Consider the following 18,005-nt stretch of genomic DNA (forward strand, 5'->3'; position numbering starts at 1 on the left):
TGTGTACACTTTATTTCAATATAATTGGCAAGTAAGAGATGATTGGTTTAAGTGGTGTGAACAACTTTCAGAGGAAGATTTACTTTGCAAACTGGGGGTATGTTAAAAACATGATTTCATATTGTAGATGTAGAGTATAGTTGGATTAGTGCTCTTCAAGGATAAGAAGATAGAGAACCGTAATTTAAAGATTATCAATCGATTCAAAAAGTGAAAGCGTGATCTGATTTATATAAACGAGAACTTGAAGTTTTTTTGCAGTCATGATCATCTAGCCTAGAATGCTAGCACACTTAAAATAAGCCGTATAAAAAGTTAATCATTGGTGCTTTGATTATATAACGTCGGCGAAATAAATAGTGTGAAGGACAGATATTCTAACAAGTATTTTATGTAACGTTCGTATATTTAAATTTTCTTGTAATTAACCGAATTCTAATTTTTTAGAAACGGATAATGAGGTATGGGTGTTGATCTTTTTTATTGAATAAAATGGATTGATTTTTCGGATTTTCATTACAAAATAAAAATTTAAATTTTGTTAGTTGTTAAAAAAAGATGAGAAGAAAATAGAAAAAGAGGGCTAATGCCCGCTTTTTCTTTTAATTTGGTAATTAATCACAGATTGGTATCCCAAGCACTCTTAGAGCTAATGCTACTTGAAGGGAAATCTCTAATCTAGCAATTTCAATACCAGCTACTGAAAGAACTAAAAAAGGTTGTCCGTTTACAAATACAACGCAACTATCCATAGTTAAACCTCCTTTCTAGTAATCTACTATAGTATATGAATAGAACTTTAAAGTGTAATAGTTCAATTGTTGGATTTAATAGAATTAATAGATTAACCCATTTAAACTAAACAAACGAATACAACGAAAGGAAACAGAGATGGATGTATGCCTCAAAAAACATAGGTTTTAAGACATGTAATCGTACATGAAATCCATCATATTGGTCAGCTATCTATATGGGCGAGGGAGTTAAACTTGCAACCAGTTTCAGCAAATTTGATTGGACGAGGATGATAGAATTAAAAACCGACTTGCATCTCAAGCGCAAGTCGGTTTTTATATATAAGAAGACTTCTTAATTGAAATCCTCGGATTTTTTCTGACGTATATGTAAAAACATTAAGGTGGTAATGATTAAGAAAATCATTATAGTTTGTATAATTAAGTTTTTAAACTGAAGCAATATTGTCCAAGATGTAAGGGTGTCTTTAAAAGCTTGGAGTGCAGAGTACGAGGAAGGATCAAAACCATACTGTAGCAACTTTTTTGTTTCAATAAATGAGATGTTTTCTTCATCTGCATCTAATATTACTGAAATTAGTCTAGTATCTCCTAGTTTTGCTGTACTGACAAAACTATAATTACCGTTAGTTGAAAAACTAGTTTGTAAGCCATCAACACCTTGAAGTTTAATGTTTTCATTAAGGGAATATATCATTTTATTCGTATTGAAAACCTGGGAATCTTTGAAGGTAAATTGGTAAGAGGTTAGTTTCGTAATATTCAATACATCTGGAAAATCTTTTACTAATCGTGCAGCTAGTTTAGCTGCGTCTATTGCTGTTGTAGTTGATTGTTTATTTGTATCATGATTAATTCCAGTAGAGTTTAGAAATGGAGATGGTTGTAATAACTGTAGTTCTTTTGCTTTTTTATTCATTAATATTGTAAAGTTATCTTCATTTCCAGCAATGTGTTCTGCTAGAGCGAGTGCAGAACGATTATTCCCTGCCAGTAGCAATGCATGAAGTAAATCACGAACCGTTGTTTTATCATTCGATGTTACTTGTATAGGGCTTGTTTCTACTCGGAAAACTTCGTTACTTATTTGTACGAAGTCATCTAACTGTATTTTTCTATCATTTAGTTGTTCCAATACGATATATTCCGTCATTAATTTAGATAAAGTAGCTGATTGTACTGGGGTTTCTTCATTTTTTTTATAAACAATTTCACCTGAATTAGCATTTATTAAAATAGCTGATTTAGCTTGAATAATCGGACCATTTACATAAAGATAAAAATATAAAACGATAAGTGCAGTAATGAAAAAAGATAATAATAAAATAGCGAATTTTTTTAAGAATTGCATAAGTGATCCTCCTATTATGACATCAATAATAGTATTGTAAAAAGGAATGCTTAATTAGGAAGAAAGAAAAGGTAAAGAATTTCTTAAGAATTATAAAGGATTATTAAATTTAGGGAAATAATAGAAAAAGTTCAATTTCTTATATGATAAGAAATTGAACTTTTTCTTTGTAATATTAACATTTGTATGGAAGTAGTTTTACAGTGAATGTTGTTTTTTCTTCATCACTATATACTTCAATTGTTCCTTTATGCAACTCGACTATACTTTTTGCAATTGCTAATCCAAGTCCAGATCCACCAGTGTTTGTAGAGCGAGATTTCTCAACGCGGTAAAAACGTTCAAAAATATGAGGTAAATCCGTACTAGGAATAGGTTGTCCGTAATTTGTTATATCAATTGTAATCATATTATTGCTTTCATAAGCAGTAAGGTCAATATAGCGACCTTCGCTTCCATAAGCGATAGCGTTTATAATAAGATTTTCAAACACACGCACTAATTTGTCACCATCAGCTAATACCATAAGCTTTTGAGACGGGAAAGAAGGCCGACATTCTATATCAGCTTCTTGAACCTGTATGCGGAATTGAACAGTTAATTGTCCAAGTAACTCTACAATATCAATAGGAACAGAATACAAGCTTAATTCTTTATTTTGAACACGTGTATATTCGAACAAGTCATTCATTAATGCATTAAGACGAGTTACTTTATCGTAAATGACTTGAATATAGTATCGCAATTCCACTTCATCTCTATAATTATCATGATGGATTAAATTTACGTATCCAACTATAGAAGTAAGAGGGGTGCGTAAGTCATGTGATACATTTGTAATAAGTTCACTTTTTGCTTGTTCCGCTTGTCTTTCTTCATCAATTGAGACTTTTAATTGTTCAACAATTTCATTGACCCCGATTGCTAATTCTTCTAGATAATTATGATTTACAATAGAAACTTTATGATTGAAGTTTCCATTTGCAATATAACGAATTTCTTCTATCATTTTTTTTATACAAGTTTCATAATAAAGTTTTTTCTCGTGACGATAAAAAATGTAAAGATAGGATGAAAAAATAGAAAATAAAAACAAATAAGATACAATCATCATCCATAAAGACTCTTTAATCCCTTTATACTTTTCATAACCAAAAATTCGAATGAATTCTTTACCGAGTTCAGTTAGAGTAAGTGAACTCTCAATTACACTCGTAACGAGGCGATAAATAATTAGTTCAGTAATAGGAGTGAGTGTGATAGCTAATAAAAGCCAAAAAATAAGTTTCCATTTAGGAATATCTTTTAATATATCAAATGCTTCATTTCTCAATTTTATAGCCAACTCCCCAAACAGTATGAATCAATTTTTCTCCATTCATTACTGTTTCAAGTTTATCTCGTAAGTTGCTAATATGGACCATTACCGTCTTATTTGAACCATAACCATCTTCATTCCAAACGCGTTCGAAAATTTCTTCTGAACTAAATACTCTTCCTGTATTACTCGCAAGTAAATATAAAATATCGAATTCAATAGAGGTTAGTTTAATATACTCTCCATTTACTTTAACTGTATGATTATGTTTGTGTATTTCAACAGAGCGAATACGAATAATACCATCTTCATTCTTTTGCGAAGTAGCATTTTGGAAAGAGGATCTTCGTAATAAAGCTTTCACTCTAGCTACTAATTCTAATGGATTGAATGGTTTGATCATATAATCATCGGCACCTGTCATAAGGCCTAATATTTTATCCATATCTTCTGCTTTTGCACTAAGCATTAGAATTGGTACAGTATTATTTTCACGTACTTCCTGACAAACTTCTAATCCGTTTCGTTTTGGCATCATAATATCCAAAATCATAAGGTCAACTTCATATGTAGAAACCTTTTGCAATGCTTCATCGCCATCATAAGCTTTATAAATGTTATAGCCTTCATTTCGCAAATAAACAGCAAGTAATTCAACAATTTCTTTATCATCATCAATAATTAATATGTTTTTATTCATTGTGTAGTTCCTTTCCTTACAAATCATCAACATTACTATAATATCAAACATTTATGTACTTGTAGCGATGATTTTGTATAAAATTTCATGTAACGTATTAAAAAGGAGTAAAAAGATTAATATCGAATATAAAATAAAAAGGATATTTAGATTCTACATTATAATGTAAGTTAGTTATAAGGGGGATTTTCTATGTTATATAGTGATATATATTCATTTACTCCAACTGGAAAAATAGAAAATGATATTAAAGCCTTTCTACTAAAATATAATAAAGAGTTTACATATAAACATTCAATTCGTGTGGCAAATGAGGCAAAAAAGATTGCAGAAAAGTTTCACGTAGATAAAGAAAAAGCAGCAATTGCAGGATATTTACATGATATTAGTGGCATTTTTCCGAACGAGGAGAGGATTGCAGTTGCTGAAGAGTTTGGGGTAGAGATAGTGGAAGCAGAAAAAAGTTTCCTATGATTATTCATCAAAAATTATCGAGAGTAATCGCAAAAGAAATATTTAAAGTAGAAAATGAAGAAATTTTAAATGCAATTTGTTGCCATACAACGTTGCGTAAACATGCAACGAAGATGGATTTAGTATTATTTGTTGCAGATAAAATAGAATGGGATCAAAACGGGACACCACCATATTTAATAGAAATAAAAAAAGGATTGGAAAAATCTTTGGAAAAAGCAGCTTTTGTATATATTTCATATTTGTGGGAAAGGAAAGATACATTGAAAGTTATACATCCGTGGCTAGAAGAAGCATACTGGGATTTAAAAGGAATTTTACAGTAGAAAGGACAAGGAAATGCAATTAAAAGAATATATGAATCAAACATTTCCAGGAGTTACATTAGGACCCTACTTATATTCTCAGTGGGGAAATCATTTATATTTTGATTTCGGAAAAGATAAATATCAAATTGTAGAAGGAACCGACGATTTAAATATGGAATACTTTTCTCAACTATATACATATAATAAATTCTTATTTGAAGACATATTTTCAAAAGAAGATGTAGTGTTTGTAGTGACAAATGTTTATAGATTTAAAAAGGAAAACATAAAAACTCCACAGAAAATAAATGTATACAATAAATATATTAAGAAAAGAGATTTAAGATTTCATATAAGACAAGAAACGTTACCGTTTCTATTTGAAGATGAAGAAGCAGATTTATATTGTACATATCATTTTTCTTTAAAATGTCTTGCGGAAGATATTAAGTATGAATTGCTTATACAAGCTGCTAATCACGAGGATTTCTCTGCTCTGTATCCTCGATTTGGACGAAAAAAAGAAATTTCTTATCCAGATGTATTTCTCATAAATGCAACGAAAGATATTGTCATGTTTATGTGTGATGATAGAGGATGTAAAGTAATTGCGAAGAATAAAGAAATAATACGAGATTTATATAAGAAATACAAAGAATGGATTCCAGATTATGAACGAGAAAGTATAGATAACTTATTTAAATGACAATAGGGGAAGTGAAGCGTGTAATGAAACGTATTGCAATAGTATCTGCATGGGAACCAGAACTGACGTATTTGCATCAACATTATCCGAGTGAACGTGTTGAAAAAAGAGCAGCTTGGGAATTTCATTTTCATACTATTAATGAGCTGGAAATTATATCAGTTGTTACTGGTGTTGGTAAAGTAAGCTGCGCTAGTTGTGTACAATTGTTAATTAGTGAGTTTCAGCCAGATGAGTTGTTTATGACAGGAATATGCGGAAGTTTATCAAACAAGGTGAAAAACGGTCATATTGTAGTGGCACTAAACGCAATACAACACGATGTTACTGCAGCTGGCTCAGGGGAAGATGTTTTTAATTTATATAACGGTAGAACAGCACCTATTGAAACAACAAAATCACTTGTAAGAAGAATAAAAAAAATACGATCATATGATCCAATACATTTCGGTACATTTTTATCCGGAGATCAACGTATTCGCAGTTCAGAAATGAGATATTTACTCCATACCGTATATGGAGCATTGGCAGTTGATCAAGAAGTAGCAGCTTTCGCCTATGTATGCCAAATAAATAAAAAACCATTTCTATGTTTAAAAGCTGCTTCAGATCAAGCAAATGATAAAACGAAAGAAGAACAAAAAATCTTTAAAATGCTAGCATGCGAAAGAGCATGTGAGCATTTAATTGCTTTTTTGCGTGTTTATGAGATTAATGTAGTAAATAATAGATAGTTTGTTATAAAACAAATTAATAGTGGGTTATATGTAGGGAAATGTCCGTTCATTTCAAATTAAGAGCTGAAATTTATAATAGATGGAATATATTATATGGGTACATGTTGCGGTTAATACAAGCAATTGGAGGGCAATTTTATATGATTCAATATAAAAGATGTAGTGAAGTAAATATTGATTTAGTATATGAAGCTTTTAAAGATGGATTTTCCGATTATATTATTAAGATGGAAGTTTCAAAAGGTGATTTTATACACCGTTTTTTGGGACCAGAAGGTAATTTGCTAGAACATTCTTTTCTTGCTTTAGACGGTGACAAATCAGTTGGCGTAATATTAGGTGGTATAAAGGATTATGAAAGTATAAAGACTATGCGCTGTGGAACATTAGCGGTTCATCCTAATTACCGAGGTATTGGTGTGAGTCAAAAATTATTTGAACTGCATAAAGAAGAGGCGATTCAACATGGATGTAAGCAACTTTTTCTCGAAGTCATTGTAGGAAACGACCGAGCGATTCATTTTTATAATAAGTTGGGCTATGAAAAAGTGTACGATCTTTCTTATTATAATTTAAATGATTTGACTAAAATAATGAATAAAGATTGTAAGGATATTGAAGTAAAACAATTAGAATTTCCAACTTTTAAAGATGAAATTCAGAAATGGTTAAACTTCCATATAAATTGGCAAAATGATGTTAATTATATCGAAAAAACAAATAATGTATTTTATGGTGCATATGTCACTAATGACTTAAAAGGCTCTCTATGTGTAAATGAAGAAGGTAAAATTAGTTTTATTTTCGTAGATAAAGATTATAGAAATATTGGTGTTGGGATGAAATTATTAGAAGTAGCAAGAGAAGAATTACATTTATCAAGTTTATCAATTGGGTTTCCTAACAATAATTTACTGGAGGGTTTTTTAAAGAAATGTAGATTTGAAAAGAATTCTTTAGCACAATATGAAATGTATTTATTACTCTAAGAGCGGAAAGATTTATTCTTTTCGCTTTTTATTTTGCTGTTATGTTGGTAAATGCTCCGTAACTATAATTTATAATGCGAGGGATTTTGTTTATCCTTAAGTTATTTTTTAAATTGTCAATTTCATACTAATAATTTTCTTTGTATAATATTCTAATTTTATGTAGAATAGATACGATGGGAGGGGATGAAATGAATAATGGATTAAAGTTTAAGATTTTTGAATTGCATTGTCTCGTTCAAAAGACTTATTCTGATATTAAAATGGCATGTGATATTGCTATTTATCAAGAAAACACTTCTAAATATTTAATTTCATTAGGATTTTTAAATAAATCATATATGACTTATATAGAAGCAAAAAGATTCTATCGCGAAAATGAAGAGCTTGTAAGTGTAGAATTTGATAATTTCTTTGATATGTATGATAAATTAGAAAACGAATTAAAACAAGTTATTTCAACTGAAGATAAAAATCCTTCATCGCTACATAGCAGACTTGATCAGTTTCAGCAGAAAGTTGAAAATATAAATGACCTAATAAAAGTATTGCAAAATGCTCGTTAATGAATGCTTTTTTCTTTTTGTATAGAAATTATGTATTAAAAACATTTTAGGGATATTACATATTGAAGAGGTGGCTTTTGTAGATTACAAAAGTCATCTTTTTATGTTAGGAATAGATTGTATACATTTTAGCAGTTTCATATAAATAATAGAAACTTATACGAGGTAAATATCATGGGAAATAAAAAAGAAATAGCTATAGTAGCATTAACAACAGGATTCGTTTTAACAAGTGTAACACCATATGGAGTAGGTCATGCAGAGGAACCTGGTCAAATGCAAGTTGAAATTCAAGAGGATTCGTTCCGTACAGGTGATCTGACACAACCATCAAAAAAGGAACCAGAGAATGTAGTGAAAGATGCACTTAAGGAAAATACGGAGCATGCTTTGTCTCCAAAACAAGTTAGTGCAGAAACAGGAGTAGATTACAAGGTTCTTCAAAAACGTGGTTCTTATGATGGAACTACACTTGTGCGCATGCAACAAATATATGAAGGAAAAGAAGTATATGGCCACCAGTTGACTGCTCACGTAGATAAAAAAGGTATTATTAAAAGCATTTCAGGAGCTAGTGCACAAAATTTAACACAAGAAGATTTAAAGAAACCTATTAATTTATCAAAAGAAGAAGCAAAACAATATATTTATAAAAAGTACGGAAACGATACTAAATTTATTTCTGAGCCAGAAGTTAAGGCAGTTATTTTTGTTGATGAAAATCATGGGCAGGCTAGCAATGCATATCAAGTTACATTTGCTGCTACAACACCAAATTATGTATCTGGAACTTATTTAGTGAATGCTCATAATGGTGAAATGTTAAAAGATATGGTACAAGAATCAAGTTTGAAAATAAGTGAAGAGTATGTTGAATCCGTTAAGGAAAATAAAACTAGCAATTTTACATCATTAACTGGAACAGGAAAAGATGATTTAGGCGTAACTCGTACATTTGGTATTTCTAAACAGACCAGTGGGAATTATGCGCTTGCTGATTACACAAGAGGACAAGGAATTGAGACATATGATGTAAATTATAGAGATATTACAAATGAAGAAAGTTATTATCCCGGTATACTAGCAACTAGTGTTTCAACAACATTTAATGATCCAAAGGCGGTAAGCGCTCATTTCTTAGCAACAAAGGTATACGATTTTTATAAAGAAAAATATAAGCGTAATAGTTTTGATAATAAAGGAAAAAAAGTAGTTTCAGTTGTACATGCATGGGATTCTGGAGGAACAAATGATCCTGAAAATTGGGAGAATGCATTTAGTACTAATATTAATAACATTAGTATGCTTTTATATGGAGATCCTATGGTAAAAGCATTCGATATAGCGGGTCATGAATTTACACATGCAGTTACATCAAGCGAATCTAACCTTGAATTTTCAGGAGAATCTGGGGCAATTAACGAGGCATTATCTGATATTATGGGAACGGCTATAGAGAAATACATAAATAATGGGGAATTTAACTGGACAATAGGAGAACAAACTGGATCGACTTTTCGTAATATGAAAAATCCAACTGCAATTAATTTTTCAGAAGGACTACCGTATCCTGATGATTATAGTAAATATAATGATTTAAATGGAGAGGATTATGGAGGCGTTCATTTTAACTCAAGTATTATTAATAAAGTTGCGTATTTAATTGCACAAGGTGGTACTCATAACGGTGTAAATGTAAATGGTATTGGTGAAGATAAAATGTTTGATATTTTCTATTATGCAAATACTGATGAATTAAACATGACTTCTGATTTCTCTGAATTGAGATTGGCATGCCTTACAGTTGCAACTAATAAATATGGAACGAACTCAATTGAAGTTCAAGCAATCCAAAATGCTTTTGATGCGGCAAAAATTACAGGAACAGTGAAAGAAAACGAAAAAACAGTAGAAAACCAAGCTCCAGAGTTAACTGTACCGATTACCATTACACTACGTGTAGGAGATACGTTTGATCCAATGAGAAATGTAAAAGCTGTTGATAAGGAAGATGGTGATTTAACAAATAAAGTAAAGCATAAAGGCGATGTAGATACTTCAAAATCAGGTACATACATTATGGAATACATGGTTGTTGATTCTCAAGGGCGGAATGCAACGGCAACACAGACTGTAATTGTAGAGAAAAATGGAGAAACATCAGATTTAGAACCTAAATTAACAGTGCCTGTTGGAGCGACAATTCATGTAGGAGATTCATTTGTTTCAATGGCAGAAGTATTAGCTATCGATAAAGAAGACGGTGATCTCACTTCTAAAATCAAAGTTGATGGTGAAGTAGATACATCTAAAGCCGGTACTTACATATTAACGTACACGGTTACAGATTCTAAAGGTCATGAAGTAACGGCGAAGCAAACTGTAACGGTCAAAGTTAGAGAAGAAGTTAAAAATGATAAACCAATACTAAAAGTACCTGCTACAACTTCAATTACTGAGGGTGATCAATTTGATCCGTTGGTAGGAGTATCAGCTACTGACAAAGAAGACGGTGACCTTACTTCTAAAGTAGCGTATGAAGGAACTATAGATACAACTAAAGCTGGTACTTATGAAATAATATATAGTGTAAGAGATTCCGTGGGTAATGAGGTAAATACAATACAAAAAGTATTAGTGAAAGATAAAGAAACTAGCAAACCTAATGGTCTTGCTAATAAGACAAATAACAATAATATCTCAAATAACAGTAATACCGATAAAAAAGAATATACATATAAGGAGCTGCCAAAGACGGGTGTAAGTACAACTAACAGTGCAGCAATCGGCATATTGATGATTATTGCAGGTACAGTACTCACTTTGATTCGCAAATTTAGAAAGATACAAAAATAATAGTAGGGATTATTCGTTTGAAGAAAAGAGTTGAGTATTCAAAAGAAATAAAGTAGAAAGTAAATAAAACGAAATATGGATTTTTTACTTATTAAGATTTTAATAGTTAAGCGGTACATTTGGCTTTTATAAAAATTTGCAGTTGGATACTATTCTGTCTACAGAACTATATTACATATAAAACACGTTACTATTCTCATTAAAATAAAAGAATAGTAACGTGTTTTTTGATTTGAAAATAGCATAAATCCTATAGCTTATGAATATAGGAGTACTTCTAATTTGCCATTGATAAGTTACTGAAAACACTTTGTTTTAATGGAAGTGTCACTCTAAATGACAACATGAGATTTTCGGTATTTACCAGGTGTTTCATTGGTGAATTTTTTAAAAATTTTAGTGAAATAACTTTGATCGCTAAAATTAAGCGAAGCGCATATGTCTGATAAGGGATAGGTGGTGAAAGTTAATAATTTCTTTGCTTCTTCGATTCGTTCACGTTGAATGTACTCAATTAATGAAATACCGACTTCTTTTTTAAATAATATAGATAAATAATCTGAATTCACATTTGCAAATTTAGCAAGTTGTTTAACAGATATTGGATTGTAAATGTTTTTAAAAATGTAGTTTTTGCAAATAGCGATAGTCTGTGAATGTTGCTGTGTTTTTTGTGCCTTTACACGGTCTGCAAAGGTACAAAAAGCATTTTTTAACAAATCCCAAACAGATTCTTTGTCTTTTAAATCTTCTGTTCTTTGAATATGTAAATCATAAATTTTGTAAGCAATCCCAGATGGAAGTCCCCCTTTTATCGCATACCTAGTAGCGAGCGTGATGGATGAAATACAAATGTTTTTATGACGTCTTAATTGATGGAATGAAGATAAAGATGAAAGAGTCTCTTGTTGGAATTCGTAATAATATTTGAGTACGGTTTCTTTATCCCCGTTTTCTATAGAACCAAGTAATTGCTGCTCTATATATAAATTATGATAAATGGATTCGTCTTTTTGCATTGAAATATATACATCTTCGTTTAAGATTCTGCTATGACTTATATGAAGTGAGTCACTGTTATTTGAAAAGGTGCTTACATCTGAATTTTTTTTATGGAAAATGTTATAGAACAATATTGCTATATTTACAAAGAAATTTTGATCTTTGACTGACAATGAAAAATAATGGTCTCTTGTTCTTTTATAATTTGGAATGAAATTAAGGTTACTATCCGTTTTACTTGTAGAAAAATTCACATGTGCCAAGGGCCCAATAATAACAGTACCGTTCACCATATAATCGCTCTTTATGTGAATTAAAATGAAGTGCCCTAGATGTTCGTGAGTTCTGAAGATGGGGAAATTATATGTATCATTTCTCTGAAAAAGCACATGTAAATGCTCTATTTTTGATGTATACAACGAATGTGAATCACTTTTTGATGTGAATTCTAAAAGAATATTTTTGTTACAATCTAAAAAACAAACTGGAATTTCAAAAGATTGGAAAAACATATTGCAAATGTACTCTATCTCAACTAGATTGAGCTTTTTAGTCATATTCTTCCTCCTTACAGTTATGCGTAATAGTTAAATAAACATATATTCCTTTTTTCATAAGTAGAAACGGAAAACCTTTATTAATAAAAAATATAAATAAAAGTTATAAACTTCTAAGAATAATACCATAATTTAACATGAATAGCACATATTATTTGAATATACAGGTAATAGTTTTGGACAGTAGCGTAAAATATGAATCGTCACACTTATTTGTTGGTTATTACTTATATGTATTAAAAAATGATTAAGATTGGATTTTAAATAGGGATAGGAAGTGAGAAATTAATAGATTGACAGTAAGTGACTAGTCGAAATTAGTAGTGAAAGCTATTATGTAACAAATGTAATGATTCTTGAAATAGGGATATAAGTGTAATTTAGGGGAGAAAATTACATATATCATGTGGAGAGACAACGTAATAATAGAAGATAAGAAAAGTGAATAAGTGATTGTAAACAATGGATTGTTGGACGACTATGTTTTATGTTATTCGTTTAAATCTGATACTTGGCACACTATTGCTTTTAAGAAGGTAATAGTAATAAAGAGATTTTTAAAATGATAGAAGTAGTAAAGGGGATAAGAGAAATGAAAAGAATATTTAGTGTGCTTTTAGTGTTTTTCTTAACATTTTCTACATGGTCTAGTGTATTAGTAAAGGCGGATTCACCATCTAAAGGTACTTTAACGATTCATAAGTATGAACAAGAAAAAGATGGAGCGCAGGGACTAGAAGGTGACGGTTCTGCAAATCAAGAGGTGCCAAAAGATGCGAAACCATTAAAAGGTGTAACGTTTGAAGTAAAAAGGGTTGCTTCTTTTGAAAAAATTTCAAACGATGGGAAAATCGTAAAAGAAGACGTGAAACCTGTAATGGGAGCCACTCCAAATCAAGTAGTAACAGATGATAACGGACAAGCTGTATTAAAAGATCTTCCGCTAGGACGTTATGAGGTGAAAGAAGTGGCAGGACCTCCACATGTGAATCTAAATCCCAATACGTATACAGTGGATATTCCATTAACGAATAAAGAGGGTAAGGTGCTAAACTATGATGTTCACATGTATCCAAAAAATGAGATTAAACGTGGTGCAGTGGATTTAATAAAAACTGGTGTAAATGAAAAAGCATTAGCAGGTGCAGTATTCTCTTTATTTAAAAAAGACGGTACAGAAGTGAAAAAAGAGTTAGTAACAGATGCTAATGGTCATATTCGCGTGCAAGGATTGGTGTATGGAGAATACTATTTCCAAGAAACAAAAGCTCCGAAAGGCTATGTAATAGATCCAACTAAACGTGAGTTTTTTGTTAAGAACTCCGGAACAATTAATGAAGATGGAACTATTACTTCTGGTACAGTAGTTAAATTAGAATTGAAAAACTATGAAGAACCAACAATTGATAAAAAGATTAACGGAAAATCGGAAGCGTTACCAATCAATCCGTTAACTAATTATAATTATGATATTAAAACATTAATTCCAGAAGACATTAAGGAATACAAAAAATATGTGGTAACAGATACTTTGGATAATCGTTTAGTGATTCAAGGAAAGCCAATCGTGAAAATTGATGGAGCAGAAGTAAATGCAAGCATTGTAGAGGTAGCTATAGAAGGTCAAAAGGTAACAGCTACAGTAAAAGATTTCACAAAATTAGATGGTAAAAAAGAATTTCATTTGCAAATTAAATCTCAAGTAAAAGAAGGAGTACCATCTGGTTCGGAAATTTTAAATACAGCAAAAATACATTTTACAAATAAAAATGATGTAATTGGAGAAAAGGAATCTAAACCTGTAGTTGTTGTTCCAACAACTGGAATAATTGAGTTAACAAAAATTGATGGTGCTAATAAGAATAAATTAAAAGGTGCAGAGTTTGTACTTAAAGATAAAAATGGAAAAATAGTTGTTGTAGCAGGAAAAGAAGTAACAGGTGTATCAGATGAAAATGGTGTTATTAAATGGTCTAACATTCCATATGGAGACTATCAAATTTTCGAAACGAAAGCTCCAACATATACAAAAGAAGATGGTACAAAAGCTTCTTATCAATTATTAAAAGATCCCATTGATGTAAAGATTAGCGAAAATAATCAAACGGTTAAATTAACGATTGAAAATAATAAAAGTGGATGGGTTCTTCCGGTAACGGGTGGCATAGGAACGACTCTTTTTACTGTAATAGGTCTTACGTTAATGGTTACAGCGGCATTTGTTTTCTTTAGAAAAAAGTCTGCTAATAATTAAGATTTTAGGAACATGTAACTATGGGAAAAGGGGAGAAGCAAAATGCTTCCCTCTTTTCGATATTTAAGCATATACAGAGGTGGAAATATGAAACGAAATCTTGTTTTGGGAGGTATTTTTTTATTTGGATTAGGTGTTTTTTTATATCCTACTATTAGTAATTGGTTGGCGACTCGTGCACATTATTCTGAGATTAGCTCTTACGATAAGAATATCAAAGCATTACAAAAGAAAGAAGTCGAACGTAGGGAAAAAGAAGCAGCCGAATATAATAAACAAGTTCACACTTCCACGAAAACATTTACTGATCCATTTTCTGAAAAAAAAAGTAATCATCAAGCATATGCTGATGCGTTAAATTTAGGAGATGTAATGGGGTATATTGAAATATCGAAAATTAATATAAAACTGCCAATCTATCAAGGGACATCTGAGGAAGTATTGAGCCGCGGGATAGGTCATTTAGATTTTTCTTCGCTCCCGATAGGTGGAGAAAATACGCACACTATTTTAACAGGGCATCGTGGTTTACCATCAGCAAAATTATTTACAGATTTAGATAAGTTGAGCAAAGGAGATCTTTTTTATATTCATTCTTTAGACAAAGTTCTTGCTTATAAAGTAGATCAAATTAAAGTAGTGTTACCACACGAAACGGACGATCTACAAATTGTAGAAAATAAAGATTATACAACTTTAATTACGTGTACGCCTTATGGAGTAAACACCAATAGATTGCTAGTTCGAGGTGAGCGCGTGGAGTTAAACGAGAAAGAAAAACAAAAAGTGAGTACAGAGATATTTATATTTAATAAGTGGACTGTAATAGTTCCAATCCTATTGTTATGTGTGTTTCTAGTCGTAATTTATAAGAAAAGGTTAACTAGATAGAATGTATTTATTTATTTATTTATTTATCCTGCATTAATGGACAGTGGGACCGGAAATTCAGAGATAAGTAAAGAAGGTATGTAGGGAATGAAGTAAATCCTCATTGATAAATATGTCATTTTATTCGACTATAGAAAAAATACGGTAAAGGTGGGAACAAAGGAATTGAGGCTACGATTCAAGCTGGTAAGTATTCATTTTATTGTTTTGTTAATGTTAAGTGTAAGTTTTGTCGTATATGTACCAAAAGAAGTATATGGATCCACGACTACCTTAGAAGGTCTAGGTGATATATCGCGTTATAATGCAGTTGTCTTTGGTAACCATAAAGCAATAGGTGGCGACATTGAAGGAGCAATTGCAGTTCAAGGTGATATGGATGCATCGGGGTATACGATTGTAGGTGCTGCAGCGGGAACATCTAATATAGTAGGTGAAAAATGGGGTGATGAGGGATATCCGTCCTTGTTATTGTCTGGAAAATTTAAGAAATCAAGAGAAGAATCTTTTATCATTCAAAACGGAATAGTCGTAATGACAAAAGAGAGTGATCCAGATCGCATCATACAATCCTCTTATGATCGTATCGTTTATAAAGAAAAACTAGAAATTGACGCGAAATTTAATGAATTTCGCAATATAGTGAACCAAGTCAGTAAAAATGCAGGTCAATATAAAACGAATACCCCAATTCCAAATATGAGTCATGGAATCGGAAAAGATATAAACAATCCTAATATTTATGTTTCATCAGAATTGACAGGGAAAATTAATTTAGATATAAGAGATGTATTTTTGCCCAATGCTAAGGACAAAGATTTTATTGTAATGTATTCAGATGCAATAGAGGTTACATTTAAAAATGGGTCTATTCTATATGACACGAACAATATTGGAAAGGCTACAGATATAGTTCCTACATCACAACCATATTCGCCTAATTCCCCGTTTACTGAGCTATATGGGAAAATGATTTGGGTTTTTCCAAATGCGAAAAAAATTACAACAGAGGGATATGGTGTAGTTGGGAGTGTGTTTGCTCCCAATGCTGTATTAGAAACAAAAGGCGGTTCGATTAATGGACAAGCATTTGTTGGTGCGGTACAACAAACTGGTGGATTTGAGTTTCACAATTTCAAATTTAACTGGAAACATTGGAACAAGCCTAGTACAGGAAAAGTAAAAATAAAAAAGGTTGATAGTAATAATGATAATAAAAAATTGGTGGGAGCAAAGTTTAAAATTGAAGATTTAAATGGGAAAATAGTTGGAGAACTAGTAACAAATGAAGAAGGAGAAGCGATATCAAAAGACTTACCAATAGGAAACTATACTTTAGTGGAAAAAGAAGCACCTAAAGGTTACGAATTATCAAAAGATAAAATAGCTGTAAAAGTAGAGAAAGATGCAGAAGTAGAAATTAAAATAGGAAATAAGAAATTGCCAGATCCAATGGGAAAAATGAAGCTTGTGAAAGTAGACATAAGTGATAAAAATAAAAAGCTAGCAGGAGCAAAGTTTAAAATTGAAGATTTAAATGGGAAAATAGTTGGAGAACTAGTAACAAATGAAGAAGGAGAAGTAATATCAAAAGACTTACCAATAGGAAACTATACCTTAGTGGAAGTAGAAGCACCTAAAGGTTACGAATTATTAAAAGATAAAATAACTGTAAAAATAGAAAAAGATGCAGAAGTAGAAATTAAAATAGGAAATAAGAAATTGCCAGATCCAATGGGAAAAATGAAGCTTGTGAAAGTAGACATAAGTGATAAAAATAAAAAACTAGCAGGGGCAAAGTTTCATATAGAAGATGCAAAAGGAAAAGTAGTTGGAGAGTTAATAACAGATGAAAAAGGAGAAATGATATCAAAGGACTTACCAATAGGAAACTATACCCTAGTGGAAATAGAGGCACCTAAAGGTTATGAATTATTAAAAGATAAAATAGCTGTAAAAATAGAAAAAGATACAGTAGTAGAAATTAAAATAGAAAATAAGAAATTGCCAGATCCGACTGGGCAATTTGAAATTGAAAAAGTTGATGATAAGGATAGTGAATTAAAGCTAAAAGGCGCTGTATTTCAAGTGTTAGATAAAGAAGGGAAAGAACTTAGTAGATTAATAACGGATGAAAAAGGAAAGGTAATTTCCAACCAATTAGCAATTGGAAAGTATACGATTAAAGAAATAAAAGCACCGAACGGATACATGTTACTTAGAGATCCAATAGAAATAGAAATTACAGAAGCAGTAAAGACACAAAAAATAACAGTGAAAAATGCGAAGAATAATTGGGTAATTCCTAATACTGGTGGGAGCGGAACAACAATTTTTTACGTAATTGGTATTATGCTAATGTTTGCTGTGCTATATTTCTGTAAGAAAAATCGTATATTATGAACTAATTTTATAGAGTTAGACAGATTGTTGCGTTAGAGAGTTTTTAGGGCATGAGTTCGGTATTGTACTGGACTCATGTTACTACATTTGTTGAAGGAGGAAGGATAATAGTAAACATAGAATATATTAATGAATTAA

General features: G+C 31.1%; 13 protein-coding genes and 3 pseudogenes. 11 read left to right on the forward strand and 5 right to left on the reverse strand.

Features of this window, described 5'->3' with window-relative positions; translation table 11 throughout:
• Window position 1 precedes the first annotated feature (1 nt).
• Window positions 2–264 (forward strand): annotated as a pseudogene (locus tag BUA87_RS31175) (DinB family protein); the annotation flags it as partial.
• A 350-nt stretch (window positions 265–614) separates the two neighbouring features.
• Here BUA87_RS31175 and BUA87_RS04050 read toward each other — a convergent pair.
• The gene (locus BUA87_RS04050) at window positions 615–752 is read right to left on the reverse strand and encodes a DUF3956 domain-containing protein (protein ID WP_000376554.1); all 138 of its coding nucleotides are present in this window, start codon (window positions 750–752) and stop codon (window positions 615–617) included.
• Between the two features lie 165 nt (window positions 753–917).
• Between BUA87_RS04050 and BUA87_RS04055 the strand changes: the two are divergent.
• Window positions 918–1,028: pseudogene (locus tag BUA87_RS04055) on the forward strand (DinB family protein); the annotation flags it as partial.
• 61 nt (window positions 1,029–1,089) lie between these two features.
• Here BUA87_RS04055 and BUA87_RS04060 read toward each other — a convergent pair.
• The 3 genes from BUA87_RS04060 to BUA87_RS04070 form a co-directional block, all read right to left on the reverse strand.
• The gene (locus BUA87_RS04060) at window positions 1,090–2,106 is read right to left on the reverse strand and encodes a D-alanyl-D-alanine carboxypeptidase family protein (RefSeq protein ID WP_001160060.1); all 1,017 of its coding nucleotides are present in this window, start codon (window positions 2,104–2,106) and stop codon (window positions 1,090–1,092) included.
• A 175-nt stretch (window positions 2,107–2,281) separates the two neighbouring features.
• Complete coding sequence (locus BUA87_RS04065) at window positions 2,282–3,439, reverse strand: sensor histidine kinase (protein WP_072938490.1); 1,158 nt, start codon at window positions 3,437–3,439, stop codon at window positions 2,282–2,284.
• Entirely contained in the window at window positions 3,429–4,124 is a 696-nt protein-coding gene (locus BUA87_RS04070) for a response regulator transcription factor (RefSeq protein WP_001038809.1), read from the reverse strand. Before BUA87_RS04070 ends, BUA87_RS04065 begins: the two co-directional genes overlap by 11 nt.
• 192 nt (window positions 4,125–4,316) lie before the next feature.
• Between BUA87_RS04070 and yqeK the strand changes: the two are divergent.
• From yqeK to BUA87_RS04100, 6 genes and pseudogenes are all read left to right on the forward strand, one after another.
• Window positions 4,317–4,924, forward strand: a pseudogene (gene yqeK / locus BUA87_RS04075) (bis(5'-nucleosyl)-tetraphosphatase (symmetrical) YqeK).
• A 13-nt stretch (window positions 4,925–4,937) separates the two neighbouring features.
• Window positions 4,938–5,612: a DUF3885 domain-containing protein gene (locus BUA87_RS04080; RefSeq protein ID WP_071714863.1), complete on the forward strand. Its 675-nt coding sequence runs from the start codon at window positions 4,938–4,940 to the stop codon at window positions 5,610–5,612.
• Window positions 5,609–6,346: a 5'-methylthioadenosine/S-adenosylhomocysteine nucleosidase gene (gene mtnN, locus BUA87_RS04085; protein WP_000151939.1), complete on the forward strand. Its 738-nt coding sequence runs from the start codon at window positions 5,609–5,611 to the stop codon at window positions 6,344–6,346. Before BUA87_RS04080 ends, mtnN begins: the two co-directional genes overlap by 4 nt.
• Before the next feature lie 143 nt (window positions 6,347–6,489).
• Window positions 6,490–7,338 (forward strand): GNAT family N-acetyltransferase, encoded by an 849-nt coding sequence (locus BUA87_RS04090; protein WP_072938492.1) that lies wholly within the window; start codon window positions 6,490–6,492, stop codon window positions 7,336–7,338.
• 191 nt (window positions 7,339–7,529) lie between these two features.
• The gene (locus BUA87_RS04095; RefSeq protein ID WP_001059026.1) at window positions 7,530–7,904 is read left to right on the forward strand and encodes a hypothetical protein; all 375 of its coding nucleotides are present in this window, start codon (window positions 7,530–7,532) and stop codon (window positions 7,902–7,904) included.
• 174 nt (window positions 7,905–8,078) lie between these two features.
• Window positions 8,079–10,760 carry a M4 family metallopeptidase gene (locus BUA87_RS04100; RefSeq protein ID WP_071714865.1) on the forward strand — a complete coding sequence of 894 codons (2,682 nt, stop codon included), beginning with the start codon at window positions 8,079–8,081 and terminating at the stop codon, window positions 10,758–10,760.
• Window positions 10,761–11,092: 332 nt separating this feature from the next.
• Here the strand turns inward: BUA87_RS04100 and BUA87_RS04105 are convergent, their stop codons facing one another.
• Window positions 11,093–12,319 (reverse strand): helix-turn-helix domain-containing protein, encoded by a 1,227-nt coding sequence (locus BUA87_RS04105; protein ID WP_072938495.1) that lies wholly within the window; start codon window positions 12,317–12,319, stop codon window positions 11,093–11,095.
• Between the two features lie 592 nt (window positions 12,320–12,911).
• Here BUA87_RS04105 and BUA87_RS04110 point away from each other — a divergent pair.
• The 3 genes from BUA87_RS04110 to BUA87_RS04120 all read left to right on the forward strand — a co-directional run bounded on the left by BUA87_RS04110 (window position 12,912) and on the right by BUA87_RS04120 (window position 17,867).
• Window positions 12,912–14,573: an LPXTG cell wall anchor domain-containing protein gene (locus tag BUA87_RS04110; protein ID WP_083530635.1), complete on the forward strand. Its 1,662-nt coding sequence runs from the start codon at window positions 12,912–12,914 to the stop codon at window positions 14,571–14,573.
• A gap of 87 nt (window positions 14,574–14,660) precedes the next feature.
• The gene (locus BUA87_RS04115) at window positions 14,661–15,464 is read left to right on the forward strand and encodes a class C sortase (protein ID WP_083530634.1); all 804 of its coding nucleotides are present in this window, start codon (window positions 14,661–14,663) and stop codon (window positions 15,462–15,464) included.
• 165 nt (window positions 15,465–15,629) lie between these two features.
• Window positions 15,630–17,867: a SpaA isopeptide-forming pilin-related protein gene (locus tag BUA87_RS04120; protein WP_072938504.1), complete on the forward strand. Its 2,238-nt coding sequence runs from the start codon at window positions 15,630–15,632 to the stop codon at window positions 17,865–17,867.
• Window positions 17,868–18,005 lie beyond the last annotated feature (138 nt).

It is taken from the genome of Bacillus sp. bc15 (assembly GCF_900142585.1).
GTDB classification, from domain to species: domain Bacteria; phylum Bacillota; class Bacilli; order Bacillales; family Bacillaceae_G; genus Bacillus_A; species Bacillus_A cereus.